Annotated in this window: 17 protein-coding genes; 8 read left to right on the top strand and 9 right to left on the bottom strand. The window is 62.3% G+C overall.

The features are described from left to right. Positions 1 to 21: 21 nt before the first annotated feature. Complete coding sequence (locus JI744_RS18535) at positions 22 to 885, bottom strand: glycosyltransferase family 2 protein (RefSeq protein ID WP_202662670.1); 864 nt, start codon at positions 883 to 885, stop codon at positions 22 to 24. Further along, entirely contained in the window at positions 886 to 1,860 is a 975-nt protein-coding gene (locus JI744_RS18530; RefSeq protein WP_202662669.1) for a glycosyltransferase family 2 protein, read from the bottom strand. It lies immediately after the preceding gene. Between the two features lie 118 nt (positions 1,861 to 1,978). Here JI744_RS18530 and JI744_RS18525 point away from each other — a divergent pair, with 118 nt between their 5' ends. Continuing rightward, positions 1,979 to 3,955 (top strand): type I secretion system permease/ATPase, encoded by a 1,977-nt coding sequence (locus JI744_RS18525; protein WP_202662668.1) that lies wholly within the window; start codon positions 1,979 to 1,981, stop codon positions 3,953 to 3,955. Beyond that, on the top strand, positions 3,952 to 5,280 hold the full coding sequence (locus tag JI744_RS18520) for an HlyD family type I secretion periplasmic adaptor subunit (protein ID WP_202662667.1): 1,329 nt from the start codon (positions 3,952 to 3,954) through the stop codon (positions 5,278 to 5,280). Before JI744_RS18525 ends, JI744_RS18520 begins: the two co-directional genes overlap by 4 nt. On the opposite strand, the gene JI744_RS18515 is transcribed toward JI744_RS18520, so the two are convergent. The 3 genes from JI744_RS18515 to JI744_RS18505 form a co-directional block, all read right to left on the bottom strand. Continuing rightward, a complete protein-coding gene (locus JI744_RS18515) occupies positions 5,222 to 6,511 on the bottom strand; it encodes a hypothetical protein (RefSeq protein ID WP_202662666.1) in 1,290 nt (429 codons plus the stop codon). The two genes, JI744_RS18520 and JI744_RS18515, sit on opposite strands and share 59 nt — an antisense overlap. A gap of 219 nt (positions 6,512 to 6,730) precedes the next feature. After that, positions 6,731 to 7,864 carry an acyltransferase family protein gene (locus tag JI744_RS18510; RefSeq protein WP_236019553.1) on the bottom strand — a complete coding sequence of 378 codons (1,134 nt, stop codon included), beginning with the start codon at positions 7,862 to 7,864 and terminating at the stop codon, positions 6,731 to 6,733. 14 nt (positions 7,865 to 7,878) lie between these two features. Beyond that, positions 7,879 to 9,249 (bottom strand): O-antigen ligase family protein, encoded by a 1,371-nt coding sequence (locus JI744_RS18505; RefSeq protein ID WP_202662664.1) that lies wholly within the window; start codon positions 9,247 to 9,249, stop codon positions 7,879 to 7,881. Positions 9,250 to 9,815: 566 nt separating this feature from the next. Between JI744_RS18505 and JI744_RS18500 the strand changes: the two genes are divergently transcribed. After that, complete coding sequence (locus tag JI744_RS18500) at positions 9,816 to 10,379, top strand: VPLPA-CTERM sorting domain-containing protein (RefSeq protein ID WP_202662663.1); 564 nt, start codon at positions 9,816 to 9,818, stop codon at positions 10,377 to 10,379. Between the two features lie 54 nt (positions 10,380 to 10,433). Here the strand turns inward: JI744_RS18500 and JI744_RS18495 are convergent, their stop codons facing one another. Genes JI744_RS18495 through JI744_RS18480 form a run of 4 tightly spaced genes read right to left on the bottom strand, consistent with a single transcriptional unit; the run spans position 10,434 to position 14,566 of the window. After that, a complete protein-coding gene (locus JI744_RS18495) occupies positions 10,434 to 11,330 on the bottom strand; it encodes a glycosyltransferase family 2 protein (RefSeq protein ID WP_202662662.1) in 897 nt (298 codons plus the stop codon). Further along, positions 11,305 to 12,141, bottom strand: coding sequence for a CpsD/CapB family tyrosine-protein kinase (locus JI744_RS18490; protein WP_202662661.1), 837 nt, complete (start codon positions 12,139 to 12,141; stop codon positions 11,305 to 11,307). The genes JI744_RS18495 and JI744_RS18490 overlap by 26 nt, the downstream gene beginning before the upstream one ends. A 51-nt stretch (positions 12,142 to 12,192) precedes the next feature. Then, a complete protein-coding gene (locus JI744_RS18485) occupies positions 12,193 to 13,707 on the bottom strand; it encodes a GumC family protein (protein WP_202662660.1) in 1,515 nt (504 codons plus the stop codon). 1 nt (position 13,708) lies between these two features. After that, positions 13,709 to 14,566, bottom strand: coding sequence for an ExeA family protein (locus JI744_RS18480; RefSeq protein ID WP_236019551.1), 858 nt, complete (start codon positions 14,564 to 14,566; stop codon positions 13,709 to 13,711). A 663-nt stretch (positions 14,567 to 15,229) separates the two neighbouring features. Between JI744_RS18480 and JI744_RS18475 the strand changes: the two genes are divergently transcribed. The 5 genes from JI744_RS18475 (at position 15,230) to xrtD (ending at position 22,416) form a co-directional block, all read left to right on the top strand. Further along, positions 15,230 to 15,928 (top strand): sugar transferase, encoded by a 699-nt coding sequence (locus JI744_RS18475; RefSeq protein ID WP_202662659.1) that lies wholly within the window; start codon positions 15,230 to 15,232, stop codon positions 15,926 to 15,928. A 73-nt stretch (positions 15,929 to 16,001) separates the two neighbouring features. After that, the gene (locus JI744_RS18470; protein ID WP_202662658.1) at positions 16,002 to 18,455 is read left to right on the top strand and encodes a tetratricopeptide repeat protein; all 2,454 of its coding nucleotides are present in this window, start codon (positions 16,002 to 16,004) and stop codon (positions 18,453 to 18,455) included. A gap of 144 nt (positions 18,456 to 18,599) precedes the next feature. Then, on the top strand, positions 18,600 to 19,241 hold the full coding sequence (locus tag JI744_RS18465; protein ID WP_202662657.1) for a polysaccharide biosynthesis/export family protein: 642 nt from the start codon (positions 18,600 to 18,602) through the stop codon (positions 19,239 to 19,241). A gap of 4 nt (positions 19,242 to 19,245) precedes the next feature. After that, on the top strand, positions 19,246 to 20,658 hold the full coding sequence (locus JI744_RS18460) for a porin family protein (RefSeq protein WP_202662656.1): 1,413 nt from the start codon (positions 19,246 to 19,248) through the stop codon (positions 20,656 to 20,658). A 165-nt stretch (positions 20,659 to 20,823) separates the two neighbouring features. Next, positions 20,824 to 22,416, top strand: a complete 1,593-nt coding sequence (gene xrtD / locus JI744_RS18455; protein ID WP_202662655.1) for a VPLPA-CTERM-specific exosortase XrtD — start codon at positions 20,824 to 20,826, stop codon at positions 22,414 to 22,416. The last annotated feature ends 52 nt before the right edge of the window (positions 22,417 to 22,468 follow it).

Below are 22,468 nucleotides of genomic sequence, written 5' to 3'. Positions count from 1 at the left end.
AATGATCCCCGGGTTTTGGCCTCAGGAAAGCAGGCTGCGCAGAAAACTCAGCGCGGCTTTCGGGTTCTTCCGCAGCGCCAGCGCCGCGCGCAGATGGACGCGCGCCGCTGCCTGTTTCTTCAGCTTTTGCCACACGCGCCCGGTGATATAGTGATTGCGCGCGGCATGATCGGGGTTCCTTGCGAAGATGTCGGCATATTTTTCCAGAATCCGCGCCCGCGCGATGGCGTCGTTTTCCACGAAGGACGAGATGTTTCCGGCGGTGGCAAAGATCACCGCCATCGGTTCAGGCAGAAAGACAAACTCGGTTTCTTGTGCCACCCGGATCATCAGATCCCAGTCCTGAAACCGCTTCAGCGTGGCATCGAAATGGCCTGCCGAGTCCAGCACCGTGCGGCGGATGACCAACACCTGCGTGCTGGTCGTGTTGCGCCGCAGAATCTCGGCCGACATGTCGCCCTCAAACCGGGCCGAAGCCCTCTCGGGGATGTAATGGGTGCGCTTTTGGCTGAAAAACAGCGACCCGCAATAGCACAGGCCCGCCTGCGGGTTGGCATCCAGCGCGGCCACCTGGGCTGCCAGTTTATGGGGCAGCCAGACATCGTCGCTGTCCTGAAAGGCGATCAATTCACCTTTTGCCGCCTCGATCCCCAGATTGCGCGCGCCCGAACCACCGCGGTTCACATCCGACAGGATCAGCCGCACCTTGGGGTGGTCGCGATAGGTTTCCAGCACCGCACGCGTGCCGTCCTTCGAGGCGTCATCGACGATGATCAGCTCGAAATCGCCATAGGTCTGGGCCAGCACGCTGTCGATGGCGCGCGCCACCAGCGTCTCTCGGTTATAGGCGGGCAGGATGATGGAAACGCGGGGAGTATTGGTCATTCAGATATCCGCCCAGCCGTTCCACCATTCGGCCCGGCGCGACCAGACCTCTTTCAGCTTCAGGATGTTGTCTTGCCGGGTGGCGCTGCTGCCTTTCAGCCGCGCCCGTGCCTTGGTCCCCCACAGCCGCATCAGCGGCCAAAGGCGGAACATCCACATGGCGGGCGGCTTTTGCCAGCCAGGAAAGTGGTCCCGGATAAGGCGGATCTTGGCCTTCAACAGCATCACCAGCTTGGAGCCGCGCAGTTGTTGCGAGGCCCCGACATAATGGATGATCGTGGCTTCGGGCGTGATCATCGGGCGCGCACCAATGGCGCAGGCGCGCAGGCAAAGATCCGCCTCCTCGCCATACATCACATAGCTGAGGTCGAACCCACCCAGGTGGTTCCACAGATCGCGCTTCATCAGCAGGAATGCCCCGGTGACGATATCAACAGCGCGCGCGCTGTCGCGCTGCCAGTTGCCATAGCCTTCGGGGTTGAAGAGGCGGCTCTGCTGCAAGATGCTGCTAAGGCCGGTTGTGGTGCAAAACACGCTCCACAATGTCATCTTGCCCCAGCAAGAGGTCGGGTTCAGGCTGCCATCGCCGTAAAGCGTGCGCCCGCCCCATATTTTCGCCTGTGGCTCTCGCTTGGCAAAGGCCAGCAACTGGTCAATCGCGCCGTCCAGCACCACGGTATCGGGGTTCAAAAGCAGGATATATTCCCCCCGCGCGCCCTTGGCCGCGAGGTTGTTGGCGCGGGCAAAGCCGTGGTTTTCGGCCTCGGCCATCAGCCGCACGCCGGGAAATTCCGCCGCCACCGCCGCCGCCGTTCCATCCCCCGAGGCGTTGTCGATCAGGAGGACCTCATGCGCCGATTTCGTCTGTTCCGCGATAGACCGCAGGCAGTCCAGCGTCATCTCTCGCGTATTGAAACTGACAACAATCACCGAAACCTCGGGCAACTGGTCACTGGACTGAACGGAATTGGTCATCAATTTGCCCTGATCGGGAGGTCCCTTGCCCTGAATATCCTAGGGAAAGCCCTGGGGCGCAATGGGGATGCTGCACCGCAGCTTGTGGGCAGCACCCGACCGCAGAAAGGAACGTCAGATGGCCGTGACTGAAGGCAAGGCACCCGCCCCCTCCGCCGCCAGCCAGCCAGAGCTGAACGCCTATCGCAGCGCCCTGCGCGGGATGCGCCCCCCGGTCATGGCGGCGGGGTTCTTCAGCGCGCTGATCAGCCTTCTGATGCTGACCGGCTCTCTCTACATGCTGCAGGTCTATGACCGGGTGCTGTCTTCGGGGTCGGTCGCCACCTTGCAGGGCCTGTTCGTCATCGTGACGCTGGCTTACGCCTTTTACGGCCTTTACGAATTCCTGCGCGCGCGCATCCTGTCGCGCGCGGCGATGCGGCTGGAAGGGGCAGTGGCCCCGGTGGCCTTTCGCGCCTGGCTGAAATCGGGGCTGCAAGGCGGGCAGGGCCAGGCCCAGCCGATGCGCGACCTCGAGATTTTGCGCGGGTTCCTTTCCGGCCCGGCCATCGGCGGGTTGTTCGATCTGCCGTGGATGCCGCTTTATGTGCTGATCCTGTGGCTGATCCATCCGCTCTTGGGCCTTCTGACGCTGGGGGGCGCGGGCGTTGCCATTGTCGTGGCGCTGGTCAATCACTGGATGACGCGGGGGTCTGCCGACCGGGCCATGGCGGGCGATGCGCAGGCGCGCGGCTTTGCCGATCAGGGCCAGCGTCAGGCCGAGCTGATCGAGGCGATGGGCATGCAGGCCGATGTGACCGCGCGCTGGCGTGAATTGCAGGGCGCCAGCCTTGCCGCCAATCAGCAGGGCACCGATGTGACCGAGGCGACCTCTTCCTTCTCCAAGGCATTCCGCAATTTCCTGCAATCGGCGATGCTGACGCTGGGCGCTTGGCTGGTCTTGGGCCATCAGATGTCGGCGGGCATGATCATTGCTACTTCGATCCTGTCGGGGCGGGCTTTGGCCCCGGTGGACCAGATCATCGGTCAGTGGCGGGCCATCTCGCGCGCTGCCGTTGCCCATCGCCGCCTGACCGAATTCTTCGACCGTGAAACCGCCACCCCGCGCGCCCTGCGCCTGCCTGCCCCCACCGGGCGGATCGAGGTGAAAGCCCTGACCCGCCTTGGCCCGCCCGTGGCCGGGGCCGACCGCAAGCGCATCCTGACGCAAGTGAGCTTTGATCTGGAACCCGGCGAATGCCTGGGTGTGATCGGCGACAGTGCGGCCGGCAAATCGACGCTGGCGCGCATTCTGGTCGGCGCCTGGACCAGCGAAGTTGGCGAGATACGGTTGGATGGTGCCCTGCGCAGCCACTGGGATCCGGTCGAGCTGGGCCGCCACATTGGCTATCTGCCGCAGATGGTCGACATGCTGCCCGGCACGGTGCGCGACAACATCAGCCGTTTTACCCCCGATGCCACGGATGAGGCGGTGATCGAGGCGGCAAAGGCCGCTGGCGTTCATGACATGATCCTTGCCCTGCCCGAAGGTTATTCCACCCGGCTGGGCGGCGGTTTGCAGCCGCTGTCGGGCGGGCAGATGCAGCGCCTTGGCCTTGCCCGCGCCATCTATGGCCAGCCGACAATCGTGGTGCTGGACGAGCCGAACTCGAACCTTGACAGCCATGGTGATGCGGCCTTGCTGTCGGTGATTGCCGGGCTCAAGGCACGCGGGGCGACCGTGATCCTGATGACCCACCGCGCCGCCGTTCTGTCCTCGGCCGACAAGGTGCTGGTGCTGGCGCAAGGGGCCGTGGCCCGCTATGGCGCGCGCGATGAGGTGCTGCAAAAGGTGCGCCCGGTGCCTGCCGAGCCGGGCCGCAGCCTGCCGGGGTCAAACGTGCGGCCACTGTGGCAGAACAACCTGTTCACCCCGGTGCCAGAAACGGCCCCCGATCTGATGGCCGAGGCCGTTCCCGGCCCGCTGGCCGATCAGGATGACACCGAAACCAGCCCCGCCGCCGCACAGGCCACCGCCGTTGCCGGGGCCGCCGCCCTGTTCCGCCGCCTGCACGCCCGGGGCCAGCAAGCCGCCGCACAGGAGAGCCACGCATGACCGCCGCTCTTGCTCCGTTGGCTGCCCCCCATGGCGCGCAGCCCCGCACCGAACTTGGCCGCGCCACCCGCATCGGCATGCTGGGCAGCCTGGCGATGATGGCGGTCTTTCTGGCCTGGGCCCATTTCACCCCGATCAGCGGCGCCGTCGTCACCCCCGGTCAGGCCGTGGTGCCCGGCAAACCGCGTGTGGTGCAAAGTCTGGATGGCGGCGAGGTGCAGCACATTCTGGTTGCCAATGGCGATCATGTTCAGGCGGGCCAGGTGGTCTTGCGGCTGGACCCCACGCTGATCAAGGCCAAGCGCGACATGGCGATGAACCGGCTTGCGGCGGCGCTGACGCTGCGCGACCGGCTGCAATCGGAACAAGCCGGGCTGGCCCAGCCGGCCTTTGCCCATGCCACCCTGCCCTTTACCGCCCCGGATACGGCTCAGGCCGAGGCGGGCCAGCGCCAGATCTTTGCCGCCCGCGCCTCACAGCGCGACGGGCGTCGTGCCCAACTGGCCGAACGGATCGCCCAGTTCAATAACCAGATTGACGGGATGGATGCCCAGATCGCCGCCCGTGCGGAACAGCTGACCCTTGTCGAAAAGGAACTGGCCACGACCGAACAACTGTTCGCAAAAGGCATGGTGCGCGAAAGCCAGAAGCTGGAGTTGCAAAGCAACCGCGCCGGCCTGATGGGCGAGATTGCCGGCGACAAGGCCGAACGCGCCCGGTTGGAAAACGCGATCCGCGATGCCCAGCTTGAGGTGGATCAGGCCGACCGCGCTTTCCTTGAACAGGTCTCGACCGATCTGCGCACCACCGGCACCGAGGTGGAAGAGCTGGTGCTGGAGATCATCACCCTGAACGACCAGCTATCGCGGGTGGACATCAAGGCCCCGGCCACCGGCATCGTGCATGAATTGCAGGTCACCACCGAAGGCGGCGTCGTCGCCCCCGGGGCCGTGATGATGCAGATCGTGCCGCAAACAGGGGCTGTCGAATTCGAGTTGCGCCTTGGCGCGCAGGATATCGAGCGCGTGCATGTCGGGCAGGGCGCACAACTGGTGTTCCCCAGCCTTGATCCCCGCAGCACCCCGCGGCTTGAGGCGCAGGTGGCCAGCATCTCGCCTGCCGCCATCGCCGATCCGCAAACCGGGCAAAGCTTTTACCGCCTGACACTGGCCGTCACGCCAGAGGAATTGCATCGCCTGAAGGGCGTGGAAATCCTGCCGGGAATGCCGGTGGAAGCCTTCCTGAAAACCGGCGACCGCTCGGTTCTCAGCTACCTTCTGGCGCCGATGTCGCATCAGGTGATGCGCGCCTTCCGGGAGGAGTGATCGCGCCTGCATGGGCGGGGGCATAGGGTTTGCCCTGTCCCCGCCGCAGCACGGCCCGGGCCAGCTTGCGCAGCCGACGCTCTGCCTTGCCGCGCGCCCGGGGCACCTCCAGCCCATGGGCGCGGGCATAGAGGATCTGTTCCTGCGCGGTCAGGTAATTCTGGCCAAAGGCCAGATCGGACAAGGATTGTAGCAGGCGGCGGCGGTTGGCCCGGTAAAAGCCCAGATCAAAGACCGGGGCAAAACCCTCCAGCTTGCCCATCGCCTCCAGCACCAGCAGGGTCTGGATACATTTCCAGCAAGCCGAACAGTTCAGCGTGGTGGTCGGTCGCGGACGCCCCGGCGGGCTGATACAGACGTTCAGCCGCCGCTGCGCCTGTGGATCGTCGGCAATCAGGGCAATCTTGTCGATCCGGCTAAGTCCTGCGCCCGCCGGTTGGACCCGCAGCTTTTCGGTTGAAAACAGGGGCTGCAAGGCAGGGTCGAGCGGCTCGGTGCAGCTATAGGGGCCAAAGGTCGCGCGGTTATAGGCCACCGTTCCCGAAGGCAGATAGGTGCCCACGCCGTTTTGCATCAGCAGGGCGGCGGCGGCATTGCGAAAGCCCACGGTGGTGCGGAAATCCACCGGGCCAAAGGGCTTGGCCGGGGCAAAGACCTCATCCATGTTTGACGACAGCGAATAGGTTTTCAGCCCATGGTCATCGGCATGGGCCCGCGCATGGGCAACCGCCGGGGGCAACAGTTCCTCACTGCGCGCCGTGGGGCCAAGGGCACCCACCTGAAACACCGCCAGCGCTGTCATTTGCAAGCTGGGCGGCACTTGGGGCCGGGTATAAAGGGCAAAGGTGGAAAAGCTGTCCACTCCGCCGGAAAACCCCGTCATCACATCGCGCCCCGCCTTCGGCTGGATATCCCCGGAAAGCCCCGCCGTAATACGGATGGGTTTCAGCCGCGGCTCGTAATTCCGCATCAAAGCCATCAGGTCGTTCTGCATGTTGTAAAGCAGCAGCGGCGAGAGGTCCGCCTCGATCACCAGATCCTGCCCCATCAGCATGGCCGGCCAGATCAACGCCATCGCCGCCCAGTTCGGCTGTGCAACATCCACAGTATGGGCCGTGGCATGGGGGGCGTGAAAGGTCAGCCGATCGGGAAAGCCCTCGCCCCGCAGCGCGCAGGAAACCTCAATGCCCTGATGCCTGTCCTCGACCCGAAAATTGCCTGCAACAATCATACCCTGCCCCCCGGCGGATCAGACACACCGCAACCCCTGCAATGTTCAACAGAATGTGAAACCCTAGCACTCAGGCACATTAATGCGAGCGCGCTTCTGGAAACATTTCAATGCCAATTCTGGACCGCTTGCAGGCCACAGCGGGTGCTCTATGCATGAAATTCAGCCTGTGGGTGTAAATCTTGCTGCTGCCGGGCTTCGAACCGTCTCCACCTTTCCCTATCTCTTTCTGGATGAGAGGGGTTTCCCGTTGAACATCAAACTAAGAAGGGCGCTTGGTTTTATAACAAAGCGATGAAGGGCGAATAACCCCACGATAGTAAGCCCGGCCACAAGCAAGAAGCGGGGCACCTCGTGCAGGTCAAAGGGTTTCAGGGCGGAAGCAATCAGATAGATCAGCAGGAAGTGAAGGATGTAGATTGAATAGACGGCATCCGCGCTGCGCGACAGGAATCCCGGCTGGCTGAACCAGCGCCCGAATACCGCCATCAGGGCTGCAATGGCAGAAACAGTCAGGAAGGCACGGGTCAGCAACTGCACCACCTCCCACAGCATGCCATCCTGAACCATTGTCTCGCGCGTGAAAATCACCGCCGTCGCGCCCAAAGCCAATGCTGGCAAGCTGACGGCCTGAAACCGCGCCGCAAAGCCCGGATGATGGAATACTGCCATGCCTGTCAGGAACATTGGCCAGTAATAGAAGGTTGTTCGAACCAACCAGGGAATGTTCCAGCCGTCATGCGGTAAGATACGCTCCAGCGCAATTTCGTAGAAACCGCGCAAACCAAGGGAAGTCAGCGCGAGAAAAACCGCTGTGAGCATCACACATAGCCAGCCCGGTAGTTGTGCGAGCCTATCACCCAAGGGAACCACAACTCTGCCAAGGCGGCGCGCCAGCGTCACCGCCACAGGTGCCATCAAAGCATAGAAAGTAAGCGAGATCAGGAACCACAGATGCAGGTGCCAGACCATTGGCCCGTTGCGCGGGAAGGGCAATGATCCGGCCCAAGCCTGCCGCAGAAAGTCCTGCAAGGGCAGGGGGGGGTTGTGCCAATTCCAGACAAGCCAGTTGGTGACAGGATTTAGAAACAACAATCCACACGCCAAGGGCACTAGCAGCGCAAGCGCACGTTTCTTCAGGAAAGCCGCCGTGCCAAACCGTTGCAAAACCATGGCCCCAAAGAATCCGGACACAAGGAAAAAGGTTCCCATTCGAAAATAGCCCGAAATGTCCGAAATCAGCGTCAAGGGCCAGGTCACTCCCAAAGTGGCCGTGTGAACAAGGACCCCGTAAAGGATGGCAGCACTTCGCAAGGCATCCAGATGATGCAGCCGCGGGCTGAGGGGCCGCATGTCCGGGGTGGTAGTCATGGCTTGGCAGGTTTCCTTGCGGTGGGTGGGACAGATGGCGTACGCGTTGATGACCTTGGAAAGCGTGTATAATTTAGCTCGCTGCGCCCCTGTGGGGCAGGCAGAGTGCCCGCATTAGCAGCAGGCAGAGTGCAGGTCGCCAGCGCTGCCCCCATACCCAGATAAAAGGAAAATAGCGGCTGCAACTTGCCAAAGAAAGTCACGGTGGCCGCGCCCAGCAGAACAGCAATCATCATCAGCCCCCAACCCGTCCTCAACTGGCTGAAAAGGAGTGGCACATCTTGCCGTCTGGCAATGGCGATCCACATGAACAGAACGCTGAGGGCCAGAAGGATCAGCGAGGGAATTCCCGAACGCATCATGACCAGCAGCCACCAGTTGTCGATGCTGGGGGCCAACCAGAACGGGCGGGTATAGGTGCTGGGAATGAAGCCCAGCCAAGGATGGCGCATGACGTCATCAATAGCGAAATTCCATTGCGCGCGCCGAGTATAGGCCGTGCCTGGATTGATGGTGATCATCGTCACGATGCCAACGACCCCCCGACCGGTAAAGGTCTGCATAGCCAGCACGAAAGCCCCCGCAGCCCAGGCAAGAAGTTTGTCCCGCCGCTTCAGATGGCGGGTGAATTTCTCTGCAATTATCAGCGATATCTGGATTAAAAGTACCAGAAGTGGGGCCGAAGAGGCGGAAAACCAAGTTGCCAGCATCAGGACAGGTGCCCGATACATCCTTTGGACTGCGGAACTTGTAAACCACATGAGACCAAAGCTGGATGCACAGAAGACGCCGTAAAGAATAGGGTGCTCGAAGAACGACGAAGCGCGATAGATGCCCATGCGCATCTCGTTGTTCAGCCTGTAGACAATGCCGGTAATCGACGTACCCAGATCATGTATGAAGTGCACACCGGTCAAGGCCTCGGGCAAGGCCAACACGCCAGATATAAAGGCCAGCAAAAACAAAAGGCTAACGACTGCGCGAATTTGCTCAATCCGTTGCAGATAGATGCGCACAGCCAGATAGACTGTTAGGAACTCCAGAAAGTAGGAACCCGACATTTCCACCGCGCCGCCTACCCCATAGATCTTGGCATAGGCGACGCAGGTCCAGGCCACATGGCCGATGAAGAACCAATCGAAAGCGCGCAGCTTCAACTCGCCCAGATAGGGCAGGATCATAAAGGTCAGAAAAACCAGATACAGCCGCGAGGCCGTCAATGACAGACTGCCCAGTTTGAGGCTGAACTCAATCGGAACCATCACCACAAGGATCAAAAGCAGAAAGATCGCCAAAGGCGGCTTTGGCTCTTCCTGCGGGTAGCTACGGACGGCGCTGGCCTGGGGAGAGGAGACACTGTCGGACAAGGGGCGGTGCTTTCTTCGCGGGTCGTCGTCGTTCTGATGGTCGGGCGGGATCTAGGTCTATGGCGGTATCCCGACCGCCAAGCCGGAAGCCCAGCATACACCGAAGGGGCAGGGGTTGAACATGTAACTTCTTGCAGGTGCAGCGCTGGATTCTGCATCTGCCGAATCAAGGCGGTGCCAGACAAAACCCTTTTGTGCCAAACCCGATGACCGATGCGCCTCAGCCACAGAAGGCCGCTTTTTGCGCTTCATGCATATTGTATCGAAATGAGAAACTGTCCGCGTATATTGTGCCCGCATGTCCACCAAATGGGCAGATCTTTCGCGCAAGAGGCACAAGATAAACAACTCTGAGTTGTCAAAATCTTTCACAACATTACCCTAGGTATTTCACGCTTCCGCCTTAATGTTTCCGCATTTCTGGGTAGCGAAAACTTGAAGGAATCCGCTTTTCGGGCTATGGTCAGCGGGCGGTTGAGCGTTTCTTTTTTCCACTCGCTCATTGTGCCAAAATTTCTCCCCCTGGCCCCCACCGACAGGGAGCCCATGTAAAGAGGACGCTGCTTATGAAAAAAACCCTCCTGAGTCTTGCGCTCGCGTTTGCAGCATCGACCGGTGCCGCCAACGCCGCTCCCGTCTATGCCCAAGCTATTGTTTCGTCGGACCAGAACGGAACCACCGTCGCCCTTGACCGTTCGAACCCCAATGCCGTTATCGGTGCTGCGGATGGCGTGTTCTACTCGCTCGGCCTCGGTGGTAATCTGGTGCTTGACTTCGGTGTCGGCATGGCAACCACCCCCGGTGCCGTCTCGGAAGTGACCTTCAACCTTGAAGGCTATATCGAGCGGATGTGGGTCTATGTCAGCAAGACGCTTGATTTCAGCGCTCCGGCTGTTGCCTACGTCTCTAACCAGCAGGCTGGTCTGCCGGGCGGCACGACCCTTACCTTCGCGACCGAAGGTTTCCGTTATGTGAAACTGGTCGACGCCAGCCCGGTTCGCGCCGGTCGTGACGGTTTCGACGTCGACTCGATCAGCTTCTCGCCCGTGCCGGTTCCGGCTGCTGGCCTGATGCTGGCTGGTGCCGTTGCTGGCCTCGGCGCTCTGCGTCGTCGCGCCAAGAAGGCCTGAGCCTTTCGGCCCATGGACTTGCAGGGGGCGACCTTCGGGTCGCCCTTTTGCGTTTCAGACCCTGCCACCAACCGCCTGTCGCAGCATCCAGACCATGCGGGCAAGGCGCAGGCGGATCAGCGTTGCTGCCCCGCAGAACCGCTCGGCCGGGCCCATCAGCCGTGGGGACGCGATCACCTTCGGCAGATGCACCAGCGCACTGACCGGCATCGCCAATGCCTTCAGCGCCCAGGCCGCGCGGCTGGGTTCCAGCTTGAACGCCTCACGCGTCAGGCGCAGCCATTTTTTGCGAAGGGCCTGCCAATCCTGACGGGACGGATGGCCCACCCGCAAGTCAGGCGCGGTCGCCAGCCGGAACCCTTGCGCCGTCGCCCGGTGGCACCAGTCCAGATCCTCGGACACGCCATGGATGAAAGGGCCGGTGGCCTTAAACACATCCCGCCGGGTCACCAGATTGGCGGTGACGGAAAAGCCCTTTTCCTCGATATAGCCACGCCAGTCGAAGGCAAAGACCGCCTCGAACGCCTCGGCCCCCGAACGGGGGGGCGGGGTTTCGTCAAACACGTCGATCCGGCCGCCGAACAGATCACCATCTGTCCGCGCGCCCGTGGCACGGGCCATGGCCAGCCAGTCGGCGGCAGGCAGGCAATCGCTGTCAAGGAACGCCAGAACGGGCGCCGAGGTTTCGGCCACGCCGCGATTGCGCGCCAGTGCCGCGCCCTTGGCCGTTTCGGTCACGATCCTCACCCCGGGCAGGGCGGCGCGGGCCGGATCAAGGCTGTCGGTCGAGGCATTGTCCACCACAACCAGCTCCACATCCGGGGCCAGTTGCGGTTGCAGCGCCGTCAGGCAGCGCGCCAGACGGGCCACATCGTTGTAATGCGGGATGATGACGGCAATCGCTGCACTGCCCACCGCCGCCAGATCAGGCGTCGTAGGATTCGTAGCCATAATCCCCGTCCATGATCCGGCATTTGTTCAGGACGATGCCCATGACATTGGTCAGCTCGGCCACCTGCCGCTCGGCCACGTCGATCTGGTTCATCGGGGTCTCTTCGGCGGCAACGATGATGATCGCCGCATCGACCTGACGCAGAAAGCCGATGCTGTCATCGGTGGCGCGCAGCGGGGGCACGTCGAACAGCACCAGATCGGGCTGCCAGGCCGCCTCGATTGCGGTCAGCGCATCGCGGGTCAGCGTGCTTTGCAGCAGTTCGGACGGGTTCTTGACCGAACTGCCATTCAAGCCGAAGGCCACGTTGTCACCATGGCGCAGGGCGTGATCGGCAAAGGAAACCCGCCCCTCCAGCACATCGCCCATGTTGTGGGCGGGGGTTTGCCCCAGCGTCTTGGCCAACGTGCCGCGCCGCATGTCGAAATCGATCACCAGGGTGCGCTGTTCGGCATGGCGGCCAAAGCTGAAGGCCAGGTTCGCCGTGGTCATCGTCTTGCCGCAGCCGCTGTGCGGCGAGGTGATGGCGATGCGTTTCCAGCCATTGGCCTGGGCCTGCTGAGTGATCCGCGTGCGCAGGATGTCAAAGGGGGCAGAGGGCGCGCCGGGCTGCAACGTCACCAGCTGGCGGCTTTGACGGCGCAGGCCCTCCATGTCGAGGGGGCGCAAGCTGTGCCACAGATCGGAGGTTTCGACCGAGATCGGTGCCGAGGGGGCCGTCGCCGCCGGAGCGGTTGCCGCTTGCGGTGTCAGTGCTGCGCCTTCCCGCTGCGCCCTGGCCTTTTCGATTGCCGCCTGAAGCCGTTCCATCTGCTCTCTCCGTCAATGCCCGGCCCCTTCAGGGCCAGTCAGGGGCAGCGCTTACCAGCGCAACCCGAACCTGTTCCCGACCTTCTGCGCCAGAAGATCCAATGGCATGTAATAAGTGTGGACTGCCCAAACCGCGAGCGGCACACCAATCATGATAGCAAGGGTCACCCCCATGCTGAGGCGGCGCTTGCGCACCTGTTCGCTGTGCGATTGCAGATAGGGCAGCGTGGCCAAAGGTGTGATCCCCAGCTTGCGCACGATGGCCTCGGGGCGACGCGGCGCACTGTTCAGTTTCTCGATCAGCACGATCAGGCCAAGACCCGCCAGAATACCGAACAACGTACCGCCCCCGGCCATCAACACCCGGTTGGGTTTGGCCGGGGCATTGGGCACGATGGGCTGCTCCAGAACGGTCAGGCGCTGACCGCGTGACAGGGTTTCGATCCGTTCGCCTGTGCTGGCCTTGGCCAGATTGGCCACGGCAGCGTTGTACTGGCCCTGAATATTGGAATAATCGCGCTCCAGCGCCTCCAGCTGCACTCCGTTGGCGGCGGTGCGGGCGATGGCATCGTTCAGCTTGTCGAGCACGGTCTGCGTCTGGGCCTTCTGATCTTCCAGCGCCGAAACCCGAGAATCGATGTCCGCCAATTGCAGATCCAGCGGCGAGGCCCCGGACTGAACCGTGCCAAGTTGCTGGGCCACCAAGGCCTCCATCTTCTTGATCTGGCCTTCCAGCACCTTGATCTTGGGATTGGTCGGCGCATAGACGGCCTGAGCCTGGCTCAACTGGTTGCGCAGATCCTCAAGCTGCTTTTGCTCTGGTGTCAGCTTGACGCCCTCGACCCCCTGAATCTGGCCGGTCGTATTGAAGATCTCGATCAGGCGCGCGCGCTGGGTTTTCAGGGTCGAAACCTCACGGTCCGACTGGGCTATACGCTCTTGCAGAATACCCTGCTGGCCAAGACGATAGGGCTGGCCATCCGGCAGGGCATCGGAATTCGTGGTCTTGAACTCGATCAGCTTGGCGGAAATCGTCGCCAAATCAGCATTCAGCCGGTCTACTTCCTGCTGGAAGAAATCCTGGGTCTGGCCCGCGCGTCCGGTGCGGCTTTCGACGTCCTCGCGCTGGATGACGGCCATGTATTCGTTCATCACCGCCGCCGCCTTGCGGCCCGACCGCGACTGGAAGCTGACGGTCATGATCGAGGCGCCATCTTTTGTAACGCTTGATGACACCGTAGTCTGGTCACGCATCGCCGCGAAGACTTCATCCGGCGTCATACGGCCCTGATCGGGAAGCACCTCAAGCCTGCGGGCAATATCCAGAAGGTTTGCCCGATTGATCAATCTTTGCTCAAACAGCTGCAACTGTTCGCGTGCTGGTGTATCCACCGTGGGCGGAGCAAGGGCCGAAGGGATCTGGGAGGATTCCAGCAGGAACCGTGCCTGGCTGACGAAAACCGGCGGCAGGGACACGGCCACGCCAAACGAGATGACCGAGATCACCATGGCGACCAGCATGAAGATCGGCAGCCGGCGCAGGAAAAGCTTCAGATAGTATTTCATGTCAGGCGGGCTTCTCCTCGGGGATCCCGTGGGCGCCAAAGAACACCTGGTCCTTCAGCACCTCATCGATGATCTGTTCGGTAACGGTGTGGCTTTCCGCGCTCCAGGCATAAAGCATGGCGAAATCGCACATCTGGTTGACCAGGCGGGGAATGCCCCGGGTCACCTGATGAATTTCGGCGATCGCCTCGGGGGTGAATTCCTCACCCGAGCCACCGGCATGGCGCAGGCGGTGCGAGATGTAATGCTCGGTCGCGGGCAAGTCCATCGGCGTCAGGTGAAAGCTGGCGGTGATGCGCTGCGCCAACTGGCGCATCCGCGGGTTCAAGACCAGATCGCGCAATTCCGGCTGACCCACCAGGATCAGCTGCAGCAGCTCGTCCTTGCCCGAATTGATGTTGGTCAGAAGCCGCAGCTCCTCCAGCCCCTCGATCGAGAGGTTTTGCGCCTCGTCAAAGATCAGGATGACCTTCCGGCCCATGGCATATTCGCCGATGATGAATTCCTGCAGCTTCTGGAACAGCTGCACATAGGTCTCGCCCGGCTCGATATCGACATCCAGCGCATTCAGCACCCACTGGATCAGCTCTCCGCGCCCGCCTTGCGCATTCGAGATCAGGCCGACGATCACATGGTCATCCAGCCGGTCCAGCAGCGCACGCAGAAGTGTGGTCTTGCCCGCCCCGATCTCGCCGGTGATGAGCGTGATCGGCGCGCTGGACATGATGCCGAATTCCAGCACCGAAAACGCGCGGCGATGCTGACCCGACCAGTAGATGAAACTGGGGTCGGGTTGCAGCGCGAAGGGGCGTTCGCTCAGTCCGAAGTAATCTGCATATAGAATGGGGCGGGCCATCATGCTGTTCAGTTAATCCAAAACTTCAGATCGGGAAACAGCCAGCCGGACAATACACAAGACCGTGCAGCCCCGACAGAACCTGCCGAAGATGCCCGCGGTCTGCCCCAAGGGGAATCCTGCATCTTACGCGCCCCACTTTCACACCCGCGCCAACCCTGACGCCGGGGCGGTCATGCAAAACCGACCTCCCGGTTCGACCCGGCAAGCTGCCCCAAGAATGCTAACAAGGCGTTTAGGACAATTATATAGCCGAATTGCGGCGTGTGCAGCATCAGCCCCGAAGCCCACGGCAGATGCCTGCCGAAAAGACAGGGGGATTGGTGGTTTTCTGCCGATGTGATTCTTGAGGATTCGGTCAAAACGGGCACCATTGGTTCCTGAAATCGCTAAAAACCCCAACAAACGCTGCATTGTTCACATCGCAGAAACCACACCTCGTGCTGCAAGTGCATAACGATTGTGCAGTGCCAGAAAATAGTCGCAAAGAACAGAAAATACGGCTAAAAAACGACGAGTAGGTTTTACCGTAGGTTCACTAAGACGCGATAGCTGGTAGGATAGTTGACAGGTGGTAAACGTGGTCCCGGCCCATCCTCCATCCCGCTAAACTGATAGTTCTGCCCCTTTCAAAGCTACCATCACTGGTGCAAGCAGAGGTTGATTATGGTTGTTCATTTCCAAAATTTCAGCACCCCCGAAGCCATCGTGACCACTGCGGCCGACGCGCTTCCTTCCCTTCCGAAAATTCAGACCGGCCATATTTATCGCAGTGTCTTCAAGCGTGCGCTCGATACACTTCTTGTCCTGATCGCCCTGCCGGTAACGCTGCCCGTCGTCCTCGTCATGGCGCTGCTGGTCGCCCGGGACGGCGCCTCGCCCTTCTTCCTGCAAAAGCGCGTGACGAAGAACGGCCGCATCTTCCACATGGTCAAGATCCGCACCATGGTGCCCGATGCCGAGGGCTATCTGGCGGCCTATCTTGCCAAGAACCCCGTCGCGCGCTGCGAATGGGATGAGACGCAAAAGCTCAAGGACGATCCGCGCATCACCCGTGTGGGCCGCCTGCTGCGCAAGACCTCGCTGGATGAGCTGCCGCAGTTGTGGAACGTGCTGAAGGGCGACATGTCGCTGGTCGGCCCGCGCCCGATGATGGTGGACCAGCAAGAACTGTACCCCGGCCGCGCCTATTATGCGCTGCGCCCCGGCATCACCGGGCCGTGGCAGATCTCGGACCGCAATCACGGCACCTTTGCCGGCCGCGCCAAGTTTGATGCCGACTATTACGCCAACCTTTCTCTGGTCACGGATTTGTCGATTTTGGTCCGTACCGTCTCGGTCGTTGTGCGCGGGACCGGATACTGAGATACTTCCCGCATTGCTGGGGTTGACGCTCGCGGCCCGCAAGGGCGGCGGGGTCTTGGTGTGGACGAGAAAATTGACGATCAGACGTATTGCCTTGGGAACGACGATGGCTTTGGCCATCAGCCTGCTTTCAGCCTGCCAGTCCTCTGAGGAAAAGGCCGAAGCGCATTATCAGGCGAGCCTGGAGCTTTTGCAGAAGGGCGACACAGACCGCGCCCTGGTCGAGTTGCGCAACGTCTTTCAGTTGAACGGCCAGCACCGCGAGGCGCGCCAGACCTATGCCCGCATCCAGCGCGAAAAGGGCAATCTGCGCGAAGCCTATGGCCAGTATCTGCGTCTGGTCGAACAATATCCCGACGATTTCGAAGGCAATGTCGCCCTGGCCGAAATGGCCATGACCAACGGCGCCTGGGATGATGCCGAGAAATATGCCGCCGCTGCCGCCAAGGCCAAGCCCGAGGATGCCGGGGCAAAGGCTCTGGTGCTGATCAGTGACTACCGCAAGGCGCTGCTGGTCAAGGATGACACGATCACGGACAAGCTGGTGACCGAGGCAGAGACGCTGCTTGCGGCCAACCCCAAGCTGTCCTTGCTGCGCAAGTTCCTGGCCGACGAAAAAAGCCGCAAGAATGACTATGCGGCGGCGCTGACCCTGATCGACGAGGGGATCAAGGTCGATCCCGGTTATGACGATTTCTACACCCTGCGGTTGGCGCTGCTGTACCAGATGGGCGAGACCGACAAGATCACCGAACATCTCAAGGCGATGATTGCGCGCAAGCCCGATGATGCCAAGACGCGGGAAATGCTGATTGCCTGGTATATGTCGCAGAACAATACCGAGGCCGCCGAACAGGCGATCCGCGCCGAGATCGACCCCGCCAAGGACGACCTGCCCCCCCGCCTGCGCATGATCCAGTTCCTGTTGCAGACCAAGGGCAACGATGCTGCCCGCGCCGAGATTGAAGGCTATATCGCGGCCATGCCGTCTTCGCCCCATGCACCCCTGCTTCAATCCATGCTGGCGGGGCTGGATTTCGAGGCGGGCAAGCAGGCCGAGGCGATTGCCGCGCTGCAAAAGATCGTCGAGGGCAACCCCACCGCCCCCGAGATTTCCGCCATCCGCATCTCTCTGGCGCAGATGCTGTCGCAAACCGGCAACGAAGTGGGGGCCCGCGCCATCGTGGAAGAGGTGTTGCAGGCCGATGCCAGCAATGCCCAGGCGCTGAAGCTGAAAGCCTCGTGGCTGATCGACGATGACAAGACCGGCGATGCGCTGATCGCACTGCGCACCGCGCTGGAGCAGAACCCCCGCGATGCCGAGGTAATGACGCTGATGGCCCGCGCGCATGAGCGCGAGGGCAACACCGAACTGATGGCCGACATGCTGTCGCAGGCGGTCGAGGCTTCGGGGCAGGCCCCGGCGGAATCCTTGCGCTATGCGGGCCTGTTGCAGACGCAAGGCAAGTTGCAGCCGTCCGAAGATACGCTGTTGAACGCGCTGCGCCGCGAGCCGGACAATGTTGATATTCTGGGGGCCCTTGGTGGCCTGTATCTGCAAATGAAGGACTGGGGCCGCGCCGATCATATCGTGCGCACGCTGGAGGCGGGCAAGACCGATGCCGCCCACCGCACCGCCGACGCGCTCAAGGCCCGCCTTCTGGCCGCCAGCGGTCAGGAAACAGAGCTGACCCAGTTCCTCGAAGGCCTCGCCTCACAAGACAGCCGCCCCGATGCCCAGATGATTCTGGTGCGCGATGCGGTGCGGCGCGGCGATTACGATCAGGCGCTGGCCCAGATTGCGGATCTGGAGACGAAATACCCCGATCAGCCCGCCGTCGGGCTGCTGCATGCCTTGGTGCTGTCCTCGTCCAACAAGGTGCCCGAGGCGATTGCCCGCCTGCAAGAGCTGACGATCAAAGCCCCCACCTTTGAACAAGGCTGGCTGGCGCTGGTGAACATCCAGACCGCTTCGGGCGATGCGGCGGGGGCAGCCACATCGCTGGACGCATCGCTGCAAGCCGTGCCTGCCAGCAAGCTTCTGCGGTGGGCCAAGGCCGGCGCTCTGGAACGGTCGGGCGATGTGGATGGCGCGATCGCGCTTTACGAGACGCTTTATACCGAAGACAGCAACTGGCTGGTTGTGGCCAACAACCTGGCCAGCCTCTTGGCCGATCACCGCGACGATGCAGCCAGCCTTGACCGCGCCTATGTGATCGCGCGGCGCCTGCGCGGTGCCGATCAGCCCGCCTTCCAGGACACCTATGGCTGGATCTCCTTCCGCCGTGGCAGCCTGGACGAGGCGCTGTCCGCGCTGGAACCTGCCGCCAAGGGCCTGCCCGACGATCCGGCGGTGCAGTACCATCTGGCCATGACCTATGGCGCGATGGGCCGCAAGGACGAGGCGCTGGCGATCCTGAACAAGGTGGCCAGCACGGTTCCCGCCCCGCCAGCGGCGCTGGCCGACAAGGTTCAGGCCGAGATCACCCGGCTTGAAACCACCCCGGCCACCCAGGGGAATAACTGACCATCCCCGACGCATAAGCGGAAAACCGACAGAAAACGCGGCAGAAAGGCATCAACTGCCGCGTCTTCGTGCAAGACCTGCTTGCAGGTCGGACGATTGTTTTCGATGCTGTGCCAAACCTTTCAGCATGGACCGGATCTTACCATGACGAAGCTCTTCTATCGCCTGGCCGCTTTCCTGTCGGTCGCCTTCGCGCTGATGGCGCATCCGGTATCCGCGCAGGATGCGGGCTATCTTCTGCGTCCCGGTGACGTGCTTCAGGTCGAGGTGGTCGAAGACCCCAGCCTGGACCGCTCGACTCTGGTGCTGCCCAACGGCTCGATCACCTTCCCGCAGGCGGGCACGCTGCGCGCCGGGGGCCAGACCCCCGATCAGGTGCGCGCCGCCCTGACCGCAGCGCTGGCCCCCAGCTTTGCCTCTCCGCCCACCGTCTATATCTCGGTCGCCAGTGTCGGCGCAGCTGCGGCCCCGGCCGTTGGCGGTGGCGTCGCGGCAGACCCCGCCACGATGAGCGTTTATGTCATGGGCGAGGTCGGCGCACCGGGCCAGAAAAAGGTCGAACCCGATACCAATCTGCTGCAATTCCTGGCGCAAGCCGGGGCGCTGTCGAAATTCGCCGCCGACAAGCGGATCGAGCTGCACCGCAAGAATGCCAAGACCGGCGCCGATGAGGTGTGGCTCTTCAGCATGAAGCAGGTTGGCGGCGGCACGGGCCGGATCAGCGGCATGACCCAGCTGGCCGATGGCGATGTCATCGTGGTGCCGCAACGCAAGCTGTTCGAGTAAGCCGATGCGCAAGATGAACCGCACATGGTCCTTTGCCCTTACCGGGGCAGGGCTTGCGGGGGTTGCGCTGACCTCGGTTGCAGCCCTGGCGCAGGATCTGCCAAACCCGGCGGTGACCTTCAGCTACAGCTCGACCCTGAATGCCAATGACAACCTGGGGCTTGATCCGACCTCGGCGGGCACCAGCACCTGGCTCGATAACAAGCTGGGGCTAAGCTATTCCAGCGAAACCGCAACCAGTCAGCTGTCCTTCGGGGCCAGCGGCGTGCTGCGCCTGTCCGACATGGCGGGGCAGGGGCAGGACAGCGCCTTCGACAACGGCACGCTGAACCTGAACTATGCCCGGCAGGGCGCGAACAGCCAGCTGAGCTTTGGTGCGAAGTACAACAAGGTCGATGTGGCGTTCTTTGACCCGCTGCTGCTGATCCCCGACCCGGAAAACCCGGTTGATTCCGGCGATCTGACCACGGCGGCGGCAGGATCGCGCGAAACCCGGCAAGCCTCGCTGAAATTCGAAACCGGGCTGGAAGGCCCCTTCGGCATGAACTTTGCCGCCAGCCGCAACGAGCGGCGGTTTCAGGATACGGTTGATCCCGATCTTTACGACACCACGCGCACCAACCTGTCGGTCGGCGCCACCTTCCGCCCCGGCGCGCGCACGGGCCTCAGCTTTACCGTCTCACAATCCGATTACAGCGCCGAGGATATTGACCAGACCGACCGCACCACCCGCCGCGCGGTTCTGGGGCTGAGCTATGCCATCAACGATGCGACCACGCTGAATGCTTCTTTGGGCCAGACCTGGATCGAGGAAGATCAGGGCATCGGCCCTGGCCGGGTGCATACCGAGGACTCGGGTCTGAACGGCAATCTCGCGCTGTCGCATGAGCTGGTCAACGGCACGGTGGGCCTGTCCTTGGCCCATGACATCGGCACCGACGGCAAGACCCGGACCGACCTGCAACTGACCCGCGCCATGGATCTGCCGAACGGCACCCTGTCGCTGGCCATCGGGCCCAGCTTTCAGTCGGGCGGCAAGAACGGGCTGGCGGGCACGCTCAGCTATGGCCGCGATCTGCCGCAGGGCGCGCTGCGCGCCCAGGTCAGCCGCCGCTTTGCAACCAACGACCAGAGCGAGAACATCGACACCACCCGGCTTAACCTGGGCTGGAGCCATGACCTCACGCCGTCAAGCGGGCTGGACCTGAGCCTTGATTACCTGAACATCGACAGCGATGCCGTCGGTCAGGACCGAGAGCGCGCGCGCCTGCAAGCATCCTATACGCTGGATCTGGTGAATGACTGGCAGCTGTCGGCGGGTTACGCCCATACCTACAGCGACAAGGAAATCACCGGCACCGCGCAGTCGAACTCGGTCTTTGTCACCCTCGGCCGTTCGGTCAGCTTCGCGCCCTGATTGGGGCCAAGGCTTGCCGCTTTTCCCGCTCACAACCCGGTGAGGGGCAGGGGGGATGCGGGCTTTTCCGCGTCGCTTTTTCTGCGTTTGCACGCTATCTTCGCCGGGTTGCATTCGCGCCCCGCAAGAGGCGGCAAGGTATTGAGTGACGGGAAAGGACGGCCCATGACGACAGCCAACGGGGTAGGGCGGCCGCTGACGGCCTCGCTGAACGCACCGGGACTGTTCTGGTTCATCCTGCTGGTCGCAGGCTCGCTTCCGCTGTTCTGGATCGGCATCGTGTCATTGGGGCAGGCGTGGTCCACGCCCGAATACAGCCACGGGCCGCTGATCCCGATGATTTCGCTCTATCTGTTCCTGCGCGAATTGCGCAATGGCCCCGCCGTCACCGAGGTGCCGACCGACCGCGCCCGTGGGGTGGGGGTGATCGTCTTTGGCCTGCTGGTCGCCCTTTTGGGCAATCTGGCCCGCGTGCCCGACATCGTGACCTATGCGATGATCATCTGGACCGGCGGCGTGGTGTTGACCATCTTCGGCTGGAAGCGCGGCATCCGCCACCAGCTGCCCGTGCTGCACCTGATCTTCATGCTGCCGCTGCCGCAGATGATCTATTGGAAGATGAATATCTTCCTGCAGCAGGTTTCCTCGGTCATCGGGGTGTGGTTCGTGCGGCTTGCCGATGTGCCGGTGTTCCTTGAAGGCAACATCATCGATCTTGGCGTCTACAAGCTGCAAGTGGCCGAGGCCTGTTCGGGCCTGCGCTATCTGTTCCCGATCCTGTCCTTCACCTATCTGACGGCGATCCTGTATCGCGGGCCGTTCTGGCACAAGGCGGTGCTGATGCTGTCGGCGGTGCCGCTGACTGTGCTGATGAACTCGTTCCGCATCGGGGTGATCGGCATTTTGGTCAATTCCTACGGGATCGAGCAGGCCGAAGGCTTCCTGCATTTCTTCGAAGGCTGGGTGATCTTTCTGTTGTGCATCGCCCTGCTGGCGCTGCTGGCGGTGGCGTTGCAACGGCTGACGCCCAACCCCCTGCCGCTGATGGATGCGATCGACCTTGATACCCAGGGCCTGGGCGGCATTCTGGGGCGGGTCACGATGATCCGGCCCTCGACCGCGATGGCGCTGGCCGCCGTGATCACGCTGGCCTTCTCTGGTCTCTGGGCCTGGCGCGGCACCGCCGAGGTCGTGCCCGTCACCCGTGACAGCTTTGCCCTTTTCCCCCAGCGGATGGGGGAATGGTCAGGTTCGTCCACGGTGCTGGACGCCGATATTGCCAAGGTTCTGGCCGCGACCGATTATGCCAACATCACCTATAGCGCACCGGGCGAGCGCGATCAGGTCAACTTCTTTTCCGCCTTCTATGCCAACCAGACCAATGGTGACGGCATCCATTCGCCAGAGGTTTGCCTGCCGGTCGGCGGGTGGGAGATCTTCTCGCTGGAACCCCATACCGTCACCCTGCCCGGCACGCCCTATGGCACGTTTCAGGTGAACCGCGCCGTGATCCAGAAGGGGCTGTCAAAGCAACTGGTCTATTACTGGTTCGAACAGCGCGGCAAGCGGATGACCAATGATGTTCTGGCCAAGGTCAGCGTGATCGCCGATGGCGTCATGCTGGGGCGGACCGACGGGGCGCTGGTGCGCTTTACCACCCCCATCAACCCCAATGAGACCGAGGCGGATGCCGAGGCCCGGCTGCAACGCCTGATGGGCCTTGCCATGGCCAAACTGCCGCGCTTCCTGCCGATCTGACCCTTTTCAGGCCGCCGCAGGCCTGTCATGCTGCATTGCGGCGCAAGCGCGC

The organism is Fuscibacter oryzae (genome assembly GCF_016765795.1).
GTDB classification, from domain to species: domain Bacteria; phylum Pseudomonadota; class Alphaproteobacteria; order Rhodobacterales; family Rhodobacteraceae; genus Fuscibacter; species Fuscibacter oryzae.
The sequence above is the reverse complement of the archived record's forward strand: the minus strand, read 5'-3'. Positions and strand labels throughout refer to the sequence as shown.